General features: G+C 65.8%; 16 protein-coding genes. 12 read left to right on the forward strand and 4 right to left on the reverse strand.

Annotated elements, in window-relative coordinates; all coding sequences use genetic code 11:
• The first annotated feature begins 201 nt into the window (after positions 1–201).
• The 4 genes from proV to V6X63_RS07155 all read left to right on the forward strand — a co-directional run bounded on the left by proV (position 202) and on the right by V6X63_RS07155 (position 3,764).
• Entirely contained in the window at positions 202–1,401 is a 1,200-nt protein-coding gene (gene proV, locus V6X63_RS07140) for a glycine betaine/L-proline ABC transporter ATP-binding protein ProV (protein ID WP_367966084.1), read from the forward strand.
• Positions 1,401–2,252, forward strand: coding sequence for an ABC transporter permease (locus V6X63_RS07145; protein ID WP_367966085.1), 852 nt, complete (start codon positions 1,401–1,403; stop codon positions 2,250–2,252). Before proV ends, V6X63_RS07145 begins: the two co-directional genes overlap by 1 nt.
• A 75-nt stretch (positions 2,253–2,327) precedes the next feature.
• A complete protein-coding gene (locus tag V6X63_RS07150; RefSeq protein ID WP_408022306.1) occupies positions 2,328–3,194 on the forward strand; it encodes a glycine betaine ABC transporter substrate-binding protein in 867 nt (288 codons plus the stop codon).
• Between the two features lie 87 nt (positions 3,195–3,281).
• The gene (locus tag V6X63_RS07155; protein ID WP_367966087.1) at positions 3,282–3,764 is read left to right on the forward strand and encodes a hypothetical protein; all 483 of its coding nucleotides are present in this window, start codon (positions 3,282–3,284) and stop codon (positions 3,762–3,764) included.
• Here the strand turns inward: V6X63_RS07155 and V6X63_RS07160 are convergent.
• Complete coding sequence (locus V6X63_RS07160; protein WP_367966088.1) at positions 3,747–4,502, reverse strand: UDP-2,3-diacylglucosamine diphosphatase; 756 nt, start codon at positions 4,500–4,502, stop codon at positions 3,747–3,749. The genes V6X63_RS07155 and V6X63_RS07160 overlap by 18 nt on opposite strands.
• Positions 4,503–4,563: 61 nt before the next feature.
• Between V6X63_RS07160 and gltX the strand changes: the two genes are divergently transcribed.
• Complete coding sequence (gltX, locus tag V6X63_RS07165) at positions 4,564–5,994, forward strand: glutamate--tRNA ligase (protein WP_367978517.1); 1,431 nt, start codon at positions 4,564–4,566, stop codon at positions 5,992–5,994.
• On the forward strand, positions 5,987–7,378 hold the full coding sequence (cysS, locus tag V6X63_RS07170; RefSeq protein ID WP_367966090.1) for a cysteine--tRNA ligase: 1,392 nt from the start codon (positions 5,987–5,989) through the stop codon (positions 7,376–7,378). Before gltX ends, cysS begins: the two co-directional genes overlap by 8 nt.
• Before the next feature lie 12 nt (positions 7,379–7,390).
• Here the strand turns inward: cysS and V6X63_RS07175 are convergent, their stop codons facing one another.
• Complete coding sequence (locus tag V6X63_RS07175; protein ID WP_367966091.1) at positions 7,391–8,680, reverse strand: HlyC/CorC family transporter; 1,290 nt, start codon at positions 8,678–8,680, stop codon at positions 7,391–7,393.
• A 6-nt stretch (positions 8,681–8,686) separates the two neighbouring features.
• A complete protein-coding gene (locus V6X63_RS07180) occupies positions 8,687–9,499 on the reverse strand; it encodes a cytochrome C assembly family protein (RefSeq protein WP_367966092.1) in 813 nt (270 codons plus the stop codon).
• 148 nt (positions 9,500–9,647) lie between these two features.
• Here V6X63_RS07180 and ffh point away from each other — a divergent pair, with 148 nt between their 5' ends.
• Genes ffh through rplS form a run of 5 tightly spaced genes read left to right on the forward strand, consistent with a single transcriptional unit; the run spans position 9,648 to position 13,044 of the window.
• Entirely contained in the window at positions 9,648–11,048 is a 1,401-nt protein-coding gene (gene ffh, locus V6X63_RS07185) for a signal recognition particle protein (RefSeq protein WP_367967812.1), read from the forward strand.
• A gap of 54 nt (positions 11,049–11,102) precedes the next feature.
• On the forward strand, positions 11,103–11,372 hold the full coding sequence (gene rpsP, locus V6X63_RS07190; protein ID WP_367966093.1) for a 30S ribosomal protein S16: 270 nt from the start codon (positions 11,103–11,105) through the stop codon (positions 11,370–11,372).
• A gap of 7 nt (positions 11,373–11,379) precedes the next feature.
• A complete protein-coding gene (gene rimM, locus V6X63_RS07195) occupies positions 11,380–11,904 on the forward strand; it encodes a ribosome maturation factor RimM (protein WP_367966094.1) in 525 nt (174 codons plus the stop codon).
• A 6-nt stretch (positions 11,905–11,910) separates the two neighbouring features.
• Entirely contained in the window at positions 11,911–12,648 is a 738-nt protein-coding gene (trmD, locus tag V6X63_RS07200) for a tRNA (guanosine(37)-N1)-methyltransferase TrmD (RefSeq protein WP_367966095.1), read from the forward strand.
• A gap of 18 nt (positions 12,649–12,666) precedes the next feature.
• Complete coding sequence (gene rplS, locus V6X63_RS07205) at positions 12,667–13,044, forward strand: 50S ribosomal protein L19 (protein ID WP_367966096.1); 378 nt, start codon at positions 12,667–12,669, stop codon at positions 13,042–13,044.
• A gap of 29 nt (positions 13,045–13,073) precedes the next feature.
• Here the strand turns inward: rplS and serB are convergent, their stop codons facing one another.
• On the reverse strand, positions 13,074–14,306 hold the full coding sequence (serB, locus tag V6X63_RS07210; RefSeq protein ID WP_367978518.1) for a phosphoserine phosphatase SerB: 1,233 nt from the start codon (positions 14,304–14,306) through the stop codon (positions 13,074–13,076).
• A gap of 62 nt (positions 14,307–14,368) precedes the next feature.
• On the opposite strand from serB, the gene msrB reads away from it, so the two are divergent.
• Positions 14,369–14,776 carry a peptide-methionine (R)-S-oxide reductase MsrB gene (msrB, locus tag V6X63_RS07215; RefSeq protein WP_367966098.1) on the forward strand — a complete coding sequence of 136 codons (408 nt, stop codon included), beginning with the start codon at positions 14,369–14,371 and terminating at the stop codon, positions 14,774–14,776.
• The last annotated feature ends 62 nt before the right edge of the window (positions 14,777–14,838 follow it).

The raw sequence follows: 14,838 nt of genomic DNA on the forward strand, positions 1-14,838 counted from the left end.
CATTGTCGGGGCATCTCCCGCAGGCCAGCGTCGGGTTGTCATCGCTCCCTCGCTTCCCTAGGCTGTCTCGCATGTCCAGCAACTGCCGGTCTGTATGAGACGTCGGTCGATCATTCACATGCCGGAGCCCGACACTCGTCACCGCTCCGCCGGGCCCGCCGATGGATCGGGGCCTGTCCTCCCGCCGGGAGGGGCATCTCAATGAGCGCCAAAATCAGGGTAGAGAATCTCTACAAGGTCTTCGGTCCGGATCCGGACGAGGGCATGCGGCTCCTTGAGCAGGGCTTCGACAAGGAAGCCATATTCGAGAAAACCGGGAATACCGTCGGCGTCCGTGATGCCTCGTTTGAAATCGAGGAAGGCGAGATTTTCGTCGTCATGGGCCTGTCAGGATCCGGCAAGTCGACCATCGTCCGCATGCTCAACCGGCTCATTGATGCGACCTCCGGGCGCGTACTGATCGGTGACCGCGACGTCAACTCGATGTCGCGCAATGAACTGATCGACCTGCGCCGGCGGGACATGAGCATGGTATTCCAGTCATTCGCGCTCATGCCGCACAAGACAGTGCTGCAGAACGCGGCGTTCGGTCTCGAGGTGGCCGGGGTTGACCAGGCCAGCCGCGAGGAGCGCGCCATGAAGGCCCTCGACCAGGTCGGTCTCAAGGCCAATGCCCGCAGCTACCCCGATGAGCTGTCCGGCGGCATGCAACAGCGTGTGGGACTGGCCCGGGCGCTGGCGGTGGACCCATCCATCATGCTGATGGATGAAGCGTTCTCTGCACTCGATCCGCTCATTCGAACGGAAATGCAGGATGAGCTGGTCGCCCTGCAGCGGGAGCATCGCCGGACAATCGTGTTCATCTCGCACGACCTGGACGAGGCCATGCGCATCGGCGACCGCATCGCGATCATGCAGGGCGGCGCCGTCGTGCAGGTGGGGACGCCGGAGGAAATCGTCTCCAATCCCGCCAACGAGTACGTGCGGTCGTTCTTCTACGGTGTCGACGTGACGCGGGTCTACAATGCGGCGGACATCGCCGACCGCCGGCAGGTCACTGTACTGGAGCGGCCCGGTGTCAGCATGCGCTCCGCCCTCGAACGGCTGCACGCCAGCAACCGCGACCTCGCCGTGGTGCTCGACCGTGACCAGCACTATCTGGGCACGGTGACCGCCGAGTCCCTCGCCGCCCAGATCGATGGTGACGGGGAACCGCGCTATGCCGATGCCTTCGTGAACGATCTCGAGCCGGTGGAGGCGGCGACACCACTCGCTGACGTGGTCGCACGCTCGGCCGCCAACTGGTACCCGTTGCCGGTGGTGGATGACCAGGGGCAGTACCTGGGCAGTATCACGCGCGCCGCGGTGCTCAGGACGCTCGATCGCTCGGGGGAGGAATAATGGCAACGAATTTCCGTGAACTCATCCAGATCCCGGTGGGTGCCTGGGTGGAGAGTGGCGTCGACTGGGTTCAGAACAATCTGGCCGGTCCGCTGGATGCGTTCGCCGCCGGCGTGGGGTTTCTGGCGGATGCGCTTGAAGGGCTGCTTCTTTTCCTGCCCGACTGGATCCTCGCACCGCTGATCATCGCCTTCGCCTGGTGGCGTGTCGGCTGGCGCTTCGGTGTCTTCGCAACCATCGCCATGGTGCTGATTGCCGCCATGGGGCTCTGGCGGGAGACCATGCAGACGCTGGCACTGGTGATCGGGGCGAGTATCATCGCGCTGGCCGCGGGCCTGCCCCTCGGTATTGCCATGGCCCGCCGCGACGGCGTGGCGACAGTGGTACGGCCGGTGCTCGACTTCATGCAGACCATGCCGCCGTTCGTCTATCTCATTCCGGCCGCCATCTTCTTCGGCCTGGGCAAGGTGCCCGGCACCATCGCCACCGTGATATTCGCCATGCCGCCGGCGGTGCGGCTGACCAATCTGGGAATCCGTCAGGTGAGCCAGGAGAATGTCGAGGCCGGCCTGGCATTCGGTTGTACGAGTCGACAGCTTCTCTACAAAGTCCAGATCCCGCTCGCGATGCCGTCCATCATGGCAGGCATCAACCAGACCATCATGCTGGCCCTCTCCATGGTCGTCATCGCCTCCATGATCGGCGCCGGTGGGCTCGGCAATACCGTACTCACCGGTATCCAGCGCCTGGATGTCGGTCTCGGCTTTGAAGGCGGCCTCGGGGTCGTCTTCCTGGCGATCCTGCTGGATCGCATGACCCAGAGCTTCGGGCTGCGGCGGCGTCGCGACTGACGCGCCGCCCGTCACCTCTCACCCATCACTCCCCCGCGCGGGGATCTCGTGAAGCAGAAGAGGAGAACCTCGATGTTGAACAGAGCATCGCGCATTTTGCTGACCGGTGTGCTCGGCCTCGCCGTCGCCGGCGGCGCCCATGCACAGGACGACACCATCGAATTCGGCTGGACGGCGTGGTCCGACGCGGAGTTCGTCACCAAGCTGGCGGCCCGACTGATCAACGACCGGACCGACTATACGGCGGAACTGGTGCAGACCGACATCGCGCCGCAGTATCAGGGGCTGGAGACCGGTGACATCGATGCCATGATGATGGCGTGGCTGCCCGCGACCCATGAGGATTACTATGAGGAGGTCGCCGCCGGTATCGAGAATCTGGGCGTCATTTACAACGGGGCCCGTCTCGGCTGGGCCGTGCCGACCTACATCCCCGAGGACGAGCTCTCCAGTCTGGCGGATCTGAGTAATGACGAGGTCCGGTCTGAGCTGGACGGGACCGTTACCGGTATCGATCCGGGCGCCGGCCTGACCGCGCTATCGGAAGAAGCGCTCGAGACCTACGGGCTGGAGGACTATATGCTGCAGACCTCCAGTGGCGCCGGTATGACCGCTGCGCTGGAGCGCGCCGTCAACCGTGATGACTGGATCGTGGTCACCGGCTGGAGTCCGCACTGGAAATTCGGTGCCTACGATCTGCGTTATCTGGAGGATCCGGAGGGTGCGCTGGGCGGCCCTGAGCGCGTCCACGTGCTGGCGCGGGCCGGCTTCGATGCCTCCTACCCCGAGATCTCGGCCATGCTGACGCGCATGTATCTGCCCATCGACCAGCTGCAGAATTACATGTTCCAGGCTCGGGAGACATCCTATGATGAGGCCATCAGTGCCTACATCGAGGAGAACCCGGATCGCGTCAACTACTGGCTGACGGGTGAGATCTGATCGCCTGACCGTCTGGCGGCGCCGGGTGACCGGTGCCGGGGAAAAACGCCCCGCCTCGTGCGGGGCGTTGTGATTTAGACTGTGGGCATGTGGTTCAAGCGTCCTGCCCGACCCGATATTCACGCCCGGGATCCCGTCCGCCGCGAGGCGGCGGTGAATGCCGGGGAAGCGGGCCAGAGCGCGCTGCGTCGCATGGTCACCCGCGACCCGGATCCCCGGGTGCGGAACGCGGCCATCCGCCGGTTAGGGGATCTGGTCGTGCTGAGGCAGGTGATCGAGCACGAGGGCGACGAGACCGTCCGTGAGACCGCGCGGGTCCGCTATCGTCATTTGCTCTCCGGAGGCGATACGCTGGATATGGGCTACCGCTGTGCCGCCCTGGCCGTCTGTCCGGATCGCCAGATCATTGCCCACGTGGCCCGAAGCGCACGCGAACCGACTCTGCGAATCGCGGCGCTGGCCCGCATCACGGAGCCCGCTCTGCTCGACGAGGTCCGCTGTCACGATCCGGACGAGAGCGTCCGGGCCAGTGCCGGCGAGCGACTGCGTCAGCTAGCGCCCGAAGGATAGTGTCTCGAGGGTGTATCGCTCCTCCTTCACCCTGAGGACGCTGCCCTGCTCGAACCAGTCACCGAGGACGATGCGGGCGGCGGATCGACCATCCAGTTCGAATTCGTGAACCGCCGGGCGGTGCGTATGGCCATGAATCAGCCGGCGGACCTGCCAGTCGCGCAGGCGCTGCGACACGGCATCCGAGTTGACGTCCATGATCGCCTCCGCCTTGCCGGCCATCTCCTCGCCGCTCCGGGTCCTCGCCGCCTGGGCCTGGCGCAGGCGCTCCTCAATCGGCAGAGACAGAAAACCCGCCTGCCACGCCGAATCGCGAACCTGTGCCCGAAAGGCCTGATAGGCGACATCATCAATGCACAGGGCGTCGCCATGCTCCAGCAGGACCGGCTCATCATCGACGTGGATAACGGCCGGCTCCTCAAGGCGGGTTGCGCCGGCGGCGTCGCAGAAGTCGTCCCCCAGCAGGAAGTCACGGTTGCCGTGCATCAGGAAGATATCGGTACCACTGGCGGCGAGCGCCGCCAGCGCGGGACTGACCGGTTCATCGGGCGGGCGTGCATCATCGCCGATCCACGCCTCGAACAGGTCGCCGAGAATGAAAAGGGCCGCGGCCTCCCGGGCCTGTCCGCGGGTGAACGCCAGGAACGCCTCCATGGCGTCGGGCCGTACCGGATCGAGGTGGAGGTCGGCGATGAACAGAACCGGTGCCCGGTCCGTGTTGAAGCTGAACGTCTGCATGACGGCAAGATGACGCGGCCGGCGGCTGCATGCAAGTCGGGCTTCCATTAACATGCGGCGCATGGATACCCCGCCCGTGAAGACCCGCTTTGCGCCCAGTCCCACTGGCCGCCTGCACGCCGGCAACATGCGCACGGCGCTTTTCAACTGGTTACTGGCCCGACGTCACGCGGGCGCCTTCATGCTCCGCATAGAGGATAGTGACAGCGAGCGCAACGATCCGTCCGCGCTCGACGCCATTCAGGCTGATCTGCAGTGGCTCGGGCTGGACTGGGACGAAGGCCCCGGTGCCGGTGCGCCCGCCGACTGGCAGCAGTCGTCACGGGCTTCGGTCTATGAGGACGCTGCAGGGCGATTGATCGCCGCCGACGCGGCCTACCCGTGTTTCTGTTCCGCCACGCGGCTGGCGGAGTTGCGTGAGCGTCAGCGCCGCTCGGGTGAGCCGCCCCGCTATGACGGCCACTGTGCGGCGCTGGATCCTGTTGATTCCGCGGCGCGGCGGGCGGCCGGGGAACCTGCCGTGCTCCGGCTGCGCATGCCGGATGCGGGTACGATCGACTTTGATGACCTGGTTCGAGGGCCGCAGTCGGTGCGCGCCGGCGAACTGGGCGATCCGGTGATCCTGCGGGCCGATGGCAGCGCCGCCTTTCTTTTCGCCAACGCCCTGGACGATGCACTGATGGGGATCACCCATGTACTGCGCGGCGAGGATCATCTCTCGAATACCCCTCGACAGCAGGTCCTGCTGCGCCAGCTTGGCCTGCCTGTTCCGGCCTACGGCCACCTGGCACTGTTGGTCGACACGGCGGGTGCGCCGCTGTCCAAGCGCCGGGGTGATGCGTCGATTGCAGGGTTACGGGACGCCGGTTACCGACCGGAGGCGTTGCTCAACTACCTCGCGCGTCTCGGCAATCCGGTGCCGGACGACAGCCTCAGGGAGGCCGCCGAACTGGCCCGGGGCTTCGAGCCCGCGACGCTGAGTCGCAGCCCCGCCCGTTTCGATGTTCACCAGCTGGATCACTGGCAGTCGGTGGCAATGGCCGCGGCGCCGGTGGAATCACTGCGGCCGGCGCTCGAACCCGGTCGGGTCCCGGTGGACCGCGAGGCCGACTTTCTCGCGCTGGTGCAGCCCAATCTGAGATTCCCCGCGGAGCTGAACGACTGGGCCCGGCGGTTCTTTGATGCTGCCGATGTCCTGCCGGCGCAGGGCGCCGCACCGATCCGGGAAACCGGTCCGGCATTCTTTGAAACCGTGGCCGGGGTGCTGGAGACCGCTGACACCGGTGACTGGCGGCAGCTGCGTCCCGCACTGGAGGCCGCCACCGGTCGCCGTGCCGGGGCGATGATGAAACCGCTTCGGCTTGCGCTGACCGGACTCGGTCAGGGGCCGGCACTGGGTGCGGTCATCGATCTCATGCCGGCGGACATCCGCCGGGCACGTCTGCAAAAGGCAGCGGCCATGGCCGCTTCTGGAGTCGAACCGGATGCTTGAAATCCACAACAGCCTGAGCGGCGCCAAGGAACCGTTCCGGCCCATGGATCCACCGCGGGTCAGCCTCTATGTCTGTGGCATGACGGTCTATGACTACTGCCATCTCGGGCATGCCCGGGCGATGGTCGTCTTCGACATGGTGGTGCGGTACCTGCGCGAGTCGGGTTACCGGGTGCACTATGTCCGGAACATCACCGACATCGATGACAAGATCATTCGGCGCGCCGCGGAACTCGGTGAGTCCATCGATTCGCTCACGGCCCGCTTCATCGGCGCGATGCATGAGGATGCAGACGCATTGGGGTGTCTCCGTCCTGACGAGGAGCCTCGCGCAACCGGGCATATCGACGAGATCGTCGCCATGATCGAGGGCCTGATCGAACGGGGGTATGCCTACGTGGCCGGCGGCGATGTCTACTATGCCGTCAGCCGGTTTCCGGATTACGGCGCACTGTCCGGCAAGCGCCTCGACGAACTGCGGGCCGGCGCCCGCATCGAGCCCGGCGAGCACAAGCAGGATCCGGCCGACTTCGTGCTCTGGAAGGGTGCCCGGCCGGGCGAGCCAAGCTGGCCCTCGCCGTGGGGCGACGGACGGCCGGGCTGGCATATTGAATGCTCGGCCATGTCCACCCATTGCCTGGGTAATCGGTTCGACATCCACGGCGGTGGCCTGGATCTGAAGTTTCCGCATCACGAAAACGAGATCGCCCAGTCGGAGGCCGCCACCGGTGAGCACTTCGTCAACTACTGGATGCACAACGGTCACGTCCGCATCGACGACGAGAAGATGGCGAAGTCGCTGGGCAACTTCACCACGGTGCGCGACGTGCTCGCCGCCCACGATGCCGAGACGGTCCGGCACTTCCTGCTCTCCAGCCATTACCGCAGTCCGCTGAATTACACTGCGGATGCGCTCGCCCAGGCGCGAGCGGGAATGGAGCGGCTCTACACGGCGCTGCGCGGCCTGCCCGGTGACATCGGATCGGGCACGCCCGGCGCCGTTTTCAGTGCGCGGTTCCATGCCGCCATGGATGATGATTTCAACACGCCACTGGCACTCTCGGTGCTCTTTGATCTGGCCCGCGAACTCAACCGCGCCCGGGGGGCCGCCGATATGGAGCGTGCCGACAGCCTCGGCGCGACGCTGCGCAATCTGGGGGCAATCCTCGGGCTGCTGGGGGAGTCTCCGGATGCCTATCTGCAGTCGGGTGGCGGAGGCGATGCCGTTGACGCCGAACGGATCGAGGGACTCGTGGCGGAACGGGCGGCTGCGCGTGCGGCGCGGGATTTCGCCCGCGCCGACGCAATCCGCGACCAGTTGCTCGCTGAGGGTGTGATCCTCGAGGACAAGGCAGAGGGCACGATCTGGCGCCGCGAGGGTTAGGTCGGGCAGGGCCTAGTCGGCGCCGTCGAGCCCGCTCTCTCTGGGTCTGACACGGCGCTCGAGGCGCGCCACCTTGACCCGGTTCTCCTCGGTCTGCATGACAGTCACCGGATGGCCGTCGATGAGCAGACTGGTGCCGGATTCCGGGATGGTCTCGAGGTGTTCGAGGATCAGGCCATTGAGGGTCTTGGGTCCGTCTGCGGGAAGATCCCAGTCCAGCAGGCGCTTGAGTTCGCGGACGCTGGCACTGCCGGCGGCCAGATAGCTGCCATCGGCCTGCCGGTGGATGTCGCTCACCGCTTCCGCCGGATCAGTGGTGAACTCGCCGACGATCTCCTCGAGGATGTCCTCGAGGGTCACCAGCCCGAGGAACTCCCCGTACTCGTCCACCACCAGCCCGATGCGCCGACGTTCCGCCTGGAAGTTGAGCATCTGGCGATGGAGCGGCGTGCTCTCCGGTACGAAGTAGGGGTCGCGGACATGCTCGAGCAGCCGTTCGCGGGTCAGTTCGCCATCGAGCATGGCGGTCAGGACCCGGCGGACGTGGAGTACGCCGCGGATGTTGTCGATTCCGCCCTCGAAAACCGGCAATCGGGTGTACTCCGATCCGGCGACCTGCTCGGTGATGCGGGACCAGTCATCGCCAAGGTCGATTCCGACCACCTCGTTACGGGGCACCATGATGTCATCGACGGTGGCCTTGTCCAGATCGAGGATGCTGAGCAGCATGCGCTGGTGGCGCTGCGGGATCATGGCGCCGGCCTCATTGACCACGGTGCGCAGCTCCTCGCGGCTGAGTGCCGACTGTCCGCCCTCGCCGGGGCTGACCCCGAGGCCGCGCAGCAGGCCGTTCGCCAGGAAATTGGTGAGCCAGACCAGCGGATAGAGGAGGCGCAGGAGCGGGCCGAGCACAAAGGCGGCGGGGAAGGCGACGCGCTCCGGACGCAGTGCGGCCAGCGTCTTGGGTGCCACCTCGGCAAAGATCAGTATCGTCAGCGTGAGCAGTCCGGTGGCCGCCGCAAGCGCCCCTTCGCCGCCCAGTCGCAGAGCGATCAGCGTGGCGATCGAGGAGGCGGCGATGTTCACGAAGTTGTTGCCGAGCAGAATGATGCCGATCAGCCGGTCCGGGCGCTGCAGCAGCTTCTCCGCCCTTCGGGCGCCGCGATGACCGGCCCGGGCCAGGTGTCGCAGCCGGTAGCGGTTGAGCGTCATCAGCGCCGTCTCGGAGCTGGAGAACCCACCGGAGAGCACGATCAGGATGCCGAGGATGCCAAACAGCAGGGGAAGGGGGATGCTGTCCACGGGCGGTTATGCGGAGCGGCTGAGGATCAGTTCGAGAACGGCCTTGCTGCCGAAGTAGGCCAGCGCCAGCAGCAGGAATCCCGCCAGAGTCCAGCGAATGGCGGTCCGCCCCCGCCAGCCGGCCTGGTGGCGGCCGATGAGCAGGCCGGCGAAAACCAGCCAGGCCACCATCGACAGCACGGTCTTGTGCACCAGATCCTGGGCGAAGAGGTTGTCGACAAACAGCCAGCCGGTGACCAGCGAAATGGAGAGGAGGACGAAGCCACTGGCGAGCAGCTGGAATAGCAGCGCCTCCATGCTCTGCAGCGGTGGCAGCAGCCCCAGCACGGCGCCAGCCCGCCGCCGGCGAAGCACGTTCTCCTGCCAGGCGAGTACAACCGCCTGGGCGCTGGCAAGGCCGAGCACCGCATAGGCCGCCACCGAGCTGATGACATGCAGATCCACCGGCTTGCCCAGCGGGACCATGGTCGCTCCCGGCGTCCCGAGCCGATCGGCCAGCAGAAGCGTGATCGCGGCAAAGGGAAAGACGACCAGTCCGAGACTGTGGACCGGCTGGCGTACAGCGGCGAGCAGCAGCATGGCGGCCATGAGCCAGCCAAGCAGCGAGGCGGCGTTGAACAGCGACAGATTAAGCCCCGCCGTGGTCCAGACGGCCTGCCAGAGCAGGATCGCATGAATGAGCACGGCGGGCAGGGCGATACCGAACGCGAGTCGCTCGCCGCGGCGCATCTCGACACGCCCCCGCAACCCCGACAGCAGGGTGGCCAGGGCAGCGCCATAGAGCGCCACTGCGATGAGCGTGGAGAGGGTATGGATCATCTGCGCGTCGGTTACCGCGAAAGCCTTGTTGCCGGATCATCGCACAGAAAACTGCCCCGTTCGAGCGCCACTCGGGCCTCGTCGAGGGGCTCTGCACTGATACAATCGGGATCTGTTACGACAGATGACCGCGGAGGTCGCCGCCAACATGTTCGATAATCTGAGTGACCGCCTCGAGGCCATTGGCAAGCGCCTGCGGGGCAAGGGCCGGCTCACCGAGGAAAACATCCAGGAGACGCTTCGCGAAGTGCGCATGGCACTGCTCGAGGCGGACGTCGCCCTGCCTGTGGTCAAGGAGTTCATTGCCGCGGTCCGTGAGCGGGCGCTGGGCGCGGAGGTGACCCGGAGCCTGTCGCCGGGCCAGGCCTTCGTCAAGATCGTCCATGATCAGCTCGTCCAGGTGATGGGCGAGCAGAACGACGCCCTTGATCTCAGTACCCGTCCGCCGGCCGTGGTCATGCTCGCCGGGTTGCAGGGTTCCGGCAAGACCACCAGCACCGCCAAGCTGGGCCGGATGCTCCGGGAGCGCGAGAACAAGAAAGTGCTGGCGGTATCGGTGGATGTCTATCGGCCGGCGGCCATCGATCAGCTGCAGCGCCTCACAGAGGAGGTCGGCATCGACTTCCATCCCACCGACTCCGATGCCGATCCGGTGGCCACGGTCGAGGCCGCCCGGGATCAGGCCCGGACCGGGTACTACGACGTGCTGCTGGTGGATACCGCCGGCCGGCTCCACGTCGACGACGAGATGATGAGCGAGGTGCGGCGGGTGCACGATGCGGTCGAGCCCGTTGAGACGCTTTTCGTGGTCGACAGCATGACGGGTCAGGACGCGGCGAACACCGCGCGTGCCTTCGATGAGGCATTGCCGCTCACCGGCGTCATCCTCACCAAGGCGGATGGTGACGCGCGGGGCGGTGCCGCACTCTCGATACGGCAGATTACCGGCAAGCCGATCAAGTTTCTCGGTATCGGTGAGAAGACCGATGCCCTGGAGCCCTTTCATCCTGACCGCATGGCCTCCCGCATCCTGGGTATGGGTGACGTGCTCTCTCTGGTCGAGGAGGTCGAGCGCAAGGTCGACCGCGATCAGGCTGAGCGCATGGCCGGCAAGCTCAAGAAGGGCAAGGGCTTCGATCTCGAGGACATGCGCTCCCAGCTCCAGCAGGTGACCCAGATGGGGGGCATGGGGGGGCTGATGGACAAGCTCCCCGGGATGGGGCAGATGAGCGAGCAGGTCAGCCAGCAGATGAACGACGGCCAGATCCGGCGTCAGATCGCCATCATCAACTCGATGACGCCGGGCGAGCGCCAGCGCCCGGATGTCATCAATGGTTCGCGCAAGCGGCGTATCGCCAATGGCTGCGGCTTGCAGGTGCAGGATGTCAACCGTCTGCTCAAGCAGCACAAGCAGATGCAGAAGATGATGAAGCAGTTCAAGAAGGGTGGCATGAAAAAGATGATGCGCCAGATGGGGGGCGGCGGTGGTTTCCCGCCGGGCGGCATGCCACCGGGCGGTGGCCTGCCACCGGGGCTTGGCGGGCGTTGAACACCCGGGTACACTTGTGCGTTTATCGGTCTGCCGGACTCATTAGGGATTAACATGGTTACGATTCGTCTAGCGCGCGCCGGCGCGAAAAAGCGTCCCTTCTACCACCTTGTGGTCACTGACAGCCGCAATGCGCGTGACGGGCGCTTCATCGAGCGGCTCGGATTCTTCAATCCGGTGGCCGCGGGCCAGGAAGTGCCCCTGCGCATCGATCTCGAGCGCGCCGAGCACTGGCTCTCCCAGGGGGCTCAGCCGAGCGAGCGCGCCGACCAGCTCATCCGCCAGGCGCGCCGTGGCGCGGCGGCCGAAACCGAGAGCGCCTGAAGCAGCAGTGGGCGGCGCACCGGCGGGTGACGCCGAGCGCCGCATCGTGCTCGGGGAGATTGTGGGTGCCCACGGTGTTCGCGGCGAGGTCAAGCTTCATTCGTGGACGCGCCCCCGTGAAAACATACTGGGCTATCCGGTCTGGACCCTCGAAAAGGGGGAGTCGGGCCATGAGTACGAAGTCGCCGGCGGACGGCACCAGGGCAAGGGGCTCGTCGCGCGATTGACCGGCGTGGACGACCGGGACGCCGCCGCCGCGCTGCAGGGGAGCCGGATTACGGTGCCGCGGAGCGTCCTCCCGGCCAAGGCGCCCGGAGAGTATTACTGGGCGGAGCTTGAGGGGCTGGACGTTGAAACCCTGACTGGCGAGTCGTTGGGCAAGGTCACGGGGCTCATCGAGACCGGAGCGAATGACGTGCTGGTCGTGGCAGGAGAGCGGGAGCGACTGATCCCCTACGCGCCCGGTGTCTATATACAATCGGTGGATCTGTCCGGCGGGCGGATGGTGGTCGACTGGGACCCGGAGTTCTGAGCGGGAATGCGATTCGACGTCGTTACGCTGTTCCCGGAGATGATCCGGTCGGTCATGGGATACGGGGTCATCGGCCGGGCCATTGAGCGTGGCCTGGTCGAACTGGTGACCTGGAACCCGCGGGACTACAGCCGGGATCGGCATGGCACGGTGGATGATCGTCCCTACGGTGGCGGCCCGGGAATGGTCATGAAAGTCGAGCCGCTGCGTGACGCGATCCAGGCGGCGCGGGCAGTCTCGGAACCGGGGCCGGTGATTTACCTGTCGCCGGATGGGCCGACCCTCGACGGTGGTCATGTGGGATCGCTGGCGGAGCAGTCCCGGGTTATCCTGCTCTGCGGCCGCTATGAAGGCATTGACGAACGGCTCATTGAGCTTGAGGTCGATGCGAGACTGTCGATCGGGGATTATGTCGTCAGCGGCGGCGAACTGCCGGCGATGGTGGTGATGGATGCAGTGGCCCGGCTGGTGCCGGGCGTCCTCGGGCATGCCGAGTCGGCGGCCCAGGATGCATTCGCGGAGGGGCTTCTGGACTGGCCCCATTACACCCGCCCGGAGACCGTGGCGGGGCGTGGCGTGCCGGCGGTGCTGACCAGTGGCGATCACCAGGCCGTGGCACGCTGGCGCCTGCAGCAGGCGCTCGGGCGGACGCAGGCGCGGCGTCCGGATCTGCTGGACAGGCGTGGCCTCGACGAGCAAGAACAGGCGCTGCTCGATGCCTATCGGGCGGAGCACGGAAACTGAAAGACAAGGGATGCTGGCATGAGCAACATCATTGAGGAACTGGAGCGCGAGCAGGTCGAGCAGACCGGGCGTTCGCTGGATGACATCAACCCGGGCGATACGGTCCTGGTCAATGTCTGGGTGCGCGAGGGCAACCGTGAGCGTGCCCAGCCCTTCGAGGGTGTGGTCATCGCCAAGCGGAACCGGGGGCTGAATTCCTCGTTCACGCTCCGCAAGGTCTCCCACGGCGAGGGCGTAGAGCGTGTCTTCCAGCTGCACAGCCCGCTGATCGAGAGCATCAAGGTCAAGCGTCGCGGCGACGTACGGCGCGCGAAGCTGTACTTCCTGCGCGAGCGCCGTGGCAAGGCCGCCCGCATCAAGGAGAAGGTGCGCGCCAAGAGTCGTACCGCTTCCTGAGTCCGCGACGCCGGCGAAAGAATCCGCGCCTAGTGCGGATTCTCCGCGTCGTTCATGCCCATCAGGTAGAGGACGCCATCGAGGCCGATGGTGGATATCGCCTGGCGGGCATTCTTCTGCACCAGGGGTTTGGCGTGAAAGGCGATGCCAAGGCCGGCCATGCGCAGCATGGGCAGGTCATTGGCGCCATCGCCGACGGCGATCACCTGGGCGAGATCAATGCCCATTTCCTGAGCCAGCTCACTCAATAGCAGCGCCTTGCGTTCACCGTCGATGATCTCGCCCTGGACCCGACCGGTCAGGCGGCCGTCCCGGATCTCGAGCCGGTTGGCGTGGACGGTATCCAGATTCAGGCGCGACTTCAGGTGGTGGCCGAAGAAATCGAACCCCCCAGAGATGACGGCGGTGCGATAGCCGAGAACCTGGAGCGTCTTGAGCAGACGCTCCGCGCCCTCGGTCATCGTGAGGCGGTCCGCGACCCGTTGCAGGACCGACGCCTCCAGACCCCTCAGGAGCGCCACACGTCTGGTCAGGCTGTCGCGGAAGTCGATCTCGCCCCGCATGGCGGCCTCGGTGACCGCGGAGACGGCTTCGCCGACACCGGCTTCCCGGGCCAGCTCGTCGATCACCTCTTCACGGATCAGCGTCGAGTCCATGTCGAAGACCACCAGCCGCCGATTGCGGCGATAGAAGTTGTCTTCCTGGAAAGAGATATCGACATCCATCTCGCGGGAGATGGACAAAAACTCCGCCTTCATGGCATCGGCATCGTCCGGTTCGCCGCGCAGGCTCAGTTCCAGGCATGCCCGGCTGGCATGGCTGTCATCATGCAACGGGCTGCGGGCGGACAGCCGCACGATATCCTCGATGTTGAGCCCGTGGGCGGTGGTGACGCCAGCGATACGGGCGATCTGGGCGGCCGTGACCCGGCGGCCCAGGAGCGTCAGTACATAGGCCGTCTGGCCCTCGCCCCGCACCCACTGCTGGTATTCCGCCGGGGTCACGGGCTGGAAGCGCACGCGCAGCTCGAGCTTGTGGGCCTCGAAAAGCAGGTCCTTGAGTACCGGCGCCGAGGCAGTGGAGGCGGGCAGTTTGATGAGGATGGCGAGGGCAAGGTTCTGGTGCACCATCGCCTGGCTGATGTCGAGGACACGGACGCCGTATTCCGCGAGGATGCCCATGAGTGCCGCGGTCACGCCGGGGCGGTCACTGCCGGAGATGTTGACGAGGATGATTTCGTTGTCCGGGTCGTTGTGGCTCATGGGCTCGCTCGTTGCGGATTGGCCGCGGTATTGTAGGGCAAATTCCATGTGAGCCGAGTGCTATGAGCGATCAGGGTGATCCCGATGTAACCGACTGGCGGCAGCGTCTTACCCCCGAGCAGTACCGGGTGACGCGGCAGAAGGGTACCGAGCCCCCATTTACCGGTGAGTACAACGACTTCAAGGGGGATGGCCGATTCCACTGCGTCTGCTGCGGGGCACCGCTGTTCGACAGTCAGCAGAAATTCGACTCCGGCTCCGGCTGGCCCAGCTTCTGGGCACCGGCGGAGGAGGCGCCGATTGATACCGAATCGGACAACAGCCTGGGCATGCGCCGGACGGAGGTTCTCTGCGGGCGGTGCGATGCCCATCTCGGGCACGTGTTTCCCGACGGACCCGAGCCCACCGGCCTGCGATACTGCATCAATTCCGTGGCGCTGCGGTTCGAGCCGCGCCATGAGGGGGATTGATGGTTGTCGCAGTGCACGATGGCTGGGTATGATCAAACCGTACGAAAGTCACTGATTCCAGG

Origin of the sequence: Spiribacter onubensis, from assembly GCF_040838425.1 — a bacterium.
GTDB lineage: Bacteria > Pseudomonadota > Gammaproteobacteria > Nitrococcales > Nitrococcaceae > Spiribacter > Spiribacter onubensis.